Here is a 3,505-nt window from a genome sequence, read left to right as displayed (position 1 = left end):
CGGTGCCCGCGCACGCCGTCACCGGCTACTGGCAGAACTTCGACAACGGCGCCACCGTCCAGACCATCGCCGACGTCCCCGAGGCGTACGACATCGTCGCCGTCGCCTTCGCCGACGCGACCGGCACCCCCGGCCAGGTCGACTTCACCCTCGACCCCGCGCTCGGCTACGCCGAGGACGCCTTCAAGGCGGACATCGCCGCCAAGCAGGAGAGCGGCAAGTCCGTCGTGGTCTCCGTCGGCGGCGAGCGCGGCGCGGTCGCCGTCAACGACGCGGCGTCCGCGGACGCCTTCGCCACCAGCATCCTGTCGCTCATGGAGGAGTACGGGTTCGACGGCGTCGACATCGACCTGGAGAACGGGCTCGACTCGACGTACATGACGCAGGCTCTGGAGGCGATCCACGCGGGCGCCGGCGACGGCCTGGTGGTGACGATGGCGCCGCAGACCATCGACATGCAGTCGCCGGAGAACGAGTACTTCAAGACGGCGCTGAACATCAAGGACTTCCTCACCGTCGTCAACATGCAGTACTACAACAGCGGTTCGATGCTGGGCTGCGACGGCCAGGTCTACTCCCAGGGCACGGTCGACTTCCTCACCGCGCTCGCCTGCATCCAGTTGGAGAACGGCCTCGACCCCTCGCAGGTCGGCCTCGGCACGCCCGCCTCGCCGCAGGCGGCGGGCGGCGGGTACGTCGATCCGGGCGTGGTGACCGACGCGCTCGACTGCCTGACGCGGGGCACCGGCTGCGGCTCGTTCACGCCGGAGAAGACGTACCCCGGCCTGCGCGGCGCGATGACCTGGTCCACCAACTGGGATGCCACCAACGGCAACGCCTGGTCGGACAAGGTCGGGCCGCACGTCGACCAGTTGCCGTAGGCGCGGCGGACGACAACGGCGGGGCCGGCCGGGACGAGAAGTCCCGGCCGGCCCCGCCCCCCGTTTCCGCCGCGGTCAGTCCTTCTTGCTACGGGCCGGGGTGCCGTCCTCCGCCCCCGGCCAGCCGTTGATCACGAACTGCGATCCCGGCTCGACGACCACGTCGCCGTCGGCCGAGTCGGTGATGGTGACGTTCGTGAGGTTCGCGCTGCCGCGGGCGCCGCCCATGGCGAGGATGCCGGCGCCGTTGTTGGACTTCTCGATCGACACGTTCGAGATGTTCACGTTCGGCATCTCGCCGCCGCCCGTCTTGAACTGGATCCCGTCGTACGTCGAGTCGTGGATGTCGGTGTCCTTGATCGTCACGCCCGGGATCGGCTGGCCCGCCGGGAAGAGCGTGATCGCGCCGAACTCCTGCGCCTCGCCCCAGAACGCGCCGCCGCAGCGGTACAGCGAGTTGCCCGAGAGCACCGTCTCGCCCGAGAACGGCACCGGGTCGTGGTCGGTGGCGAGCATGATGCCCGGGTAGTTCGCCGTGTCGGAGATCAGGTTGTTCTCGACGGTGTTGCCGTAACCGCCGTAGATGGCGACGCCGTTCGCGCGCCAGGGCAGCTGGATGGTGTTGTTGCGGAAGGCGTTGTCGTGGCCGATGTCGGTGGCCGGGTCCTTCACGTACTTGCTGGCCCAGACCGCGAGCGAGTCGTCGCCGGTGGTGCGGAAGGACGAGTGGGAGACCTCGGAGTTGCGGGTGCCGTTGGTGAAGTTGATGCCGTCCGCGTACGTGTTGCGGATCCGCATCCCGCTGAACTTCAGCCCGTCGGCCGGGCCCCACAGCTCCGGCCTGTTGGAGTAGTCGCGGCCGACCCAGACGCCGACGTTGGCGTGCTCGATCCACACGTTCGAGATCTCCGTGCCGACGCCGAACCGGCCGTTCAGGCCGACGCCGCCCTCGTGGTTGCCGTCGCCGCCGCGGATGGTGCCGGAGCCGAAGATCGCGAGGTCGGAGATCTTGGTCTGCTTGTCGATGTCGAAGCCGAAGTTGCCCTCGTGCGGGTGGTTGATGCCGCCGGCCTCGTGCGGCGGGGTCAGGGTGTAGAACTGCGAGTGCCACATGCCGGCGCCGCGGATGTCGACGTTGCTGATGCCGACCTGGTTGTACTGGCCGCCGGCGAGGTCCTCGGTGAGGATCTTCTGTTCCTGCCGCCACTGGCCCGGCGGGACCCAGACGCACTCGATCTCGCCGTTCTGGTCGGCGGTGACGGCCGCCTGGAGTGCCTCGGTGTCGTCGGTGCCGTCGTCGGGCACGGCGCCGTACTCCGTGATCGACGTGCACGCGGCCGGCTTCTCCTTCGGCGGCGCGACCTGCTCCAGGTCGATCAGGTCGATGACGTAGAACGCGGCGCTGTCGTCGGCGTCGCGCTGGAGGCGGAAGGTGGTGCCCTCCGGGTAGCTCTCCTCCAGCAGCGCGTGGGACTCGTCGAAGAGCCGGCGGGCGTCGGTCTGCGGGTTGTTGGTCAGGCCCTCGGGGTCGTCGGTGTTGCCGTACAGCCAGCTGTGCTTCGACGACAGGTCCAGCTTCTGGACGAACTCGCCGTTCGCATACAGGCTGATCGTCGCCTCCGCGCCGCCGCCGCCCGGGGCGTCGGGGATGGAGTTGCGGACGACGATGGAGTTGGTCGGCGAGGCCGAGGTGAACTCGACGAACTGACCGGTGTTCTCCAGCCGCACCGACTGGCGGCCCGAGGACTCGGACGCGAAGTTCGTGTGCCCGAAGGTCCGCTTCGCGTCGGCCTCCAGCAGGGTGCCGTCGTACGTGCCGGCCTCTGCTTCGTACTCGGTGTAGGGCAGTTCCGCGCCGGCCGCGGCGGCCTCGGCGGCCGGGCCGGTGCCGCTGCTGCCGGTGCTGCTTCCGGTGCTGCCGCCCTCGGGGGCGACGCCGGCGATGGCCGAGCCGGAGAGGGGCAGGACCCCGATCGCGACCAGGCCGAGCGCCGGTATCCCGACGGCCACGCGCCGTCTGAGCTGCTTCCACTTCATGGGTGTCCTCTGTTCTGTGGGGGGCTGACAGAGTGCGCATGCCGTTCTCTTGCAAGAAATCAACGTAAGTTTGCGTAACAGAGTCGAAGTCTTGCTGATTGGCAGTCAGAGTTTTGAGGCAGGTCGCGGGTTTGTCAATGGTCCGCGCACGCCGCCTTGTCCGGACCCCCGGCGCCGCGCGGGTAGGCTGCCGGAGGGCGGAGGGGGAACCGGAAACGTCATCGCGGGAGGACTCGTGCTCGTACTGCTGCCACCGTCCGAGGGCAAGGCCGAGGGCAGGCGCGGAGCCGCACTGAAGCTCGACTCGCTCTCCCTGCCCGGCCTCACCGCCGCCCGCGAAGCCGTCCTCGACGAACTGGTCGGCCTCTGCACCGCCGACGAGGAGAAGGCCACCGACGTGCTGGGCCTCACCGACGGCCTGCGCGGCGAGGTCGCGCGCAACGCCCGGCTGCGGACCGCACCCACCCGCCCCGCGGGGCAGATCTACACCGGCGTGCTCTACGACGCGCTCGGCCTCGCCACGCTCGACGCCGCGGCGAAGCGGCGCGCGTCGGCGTCGCTGCTGGTGTTCTCCGGCCTGTGGGGCG

The 3,505-nt window shown here is 69.7% G+C and carries 3 protein-coding genes; 2 read left to right on the top strand and 1 reads right to left on the bottom strand.

The genetic code is table 11. From position 1 onward, the window contains the following. Nucleotides 1-881: chitinase (locus tag H5J30_RS22535; protein WP_181789208.1), on the top strand; the 881-nt coding region annotated here is incomplete at its 5' end. Between the two features lie 75 nt (nt 882-956). Here the strand turns inward: H5J30_RS22535 and H5J30_RS22530 are convergent. Beyond that, the gene (locus H5J30_RS22530) at nt 957-2,918 is read right to left on the bottom strand and encodes a right-handed parallel beta-helix repeat-containing protein (RefSeq protein WP_181789207.1); all 1,962 of its coding nucleotides are present in this window, start codon (nt 2,916-2,918) and stop codon (nt 957-959) included. 235 nt (nt 2,919-3,153) lie between these two features. Here H5J30_RS22530 and yaaA point away from each other — a divergent pair. Further along, on the top strand, nt 3,154-3,505 hold a 352-nt coding region (gene yaaA / locus H5J30_RS22525; protein ID WP_181789206.1), incomplete at its 3' end, for a peroxide stress protein YaaA.

Origin of the sequence: Streptomyces phytophilus, assembly GCF_013870535.1 — a bacterium.
GTDB classification, from domain to species: Bacteria; Actinomycetota; Actinomycetes; order Streptomycetales; family Streptomycetaceae; genus Streptomyces; species Streptomyces phytophilus.
Note: the sequence above shows the minus strand (reverse complement) of the source record. Positions and strands in the feature narration are given on the sequence as shown.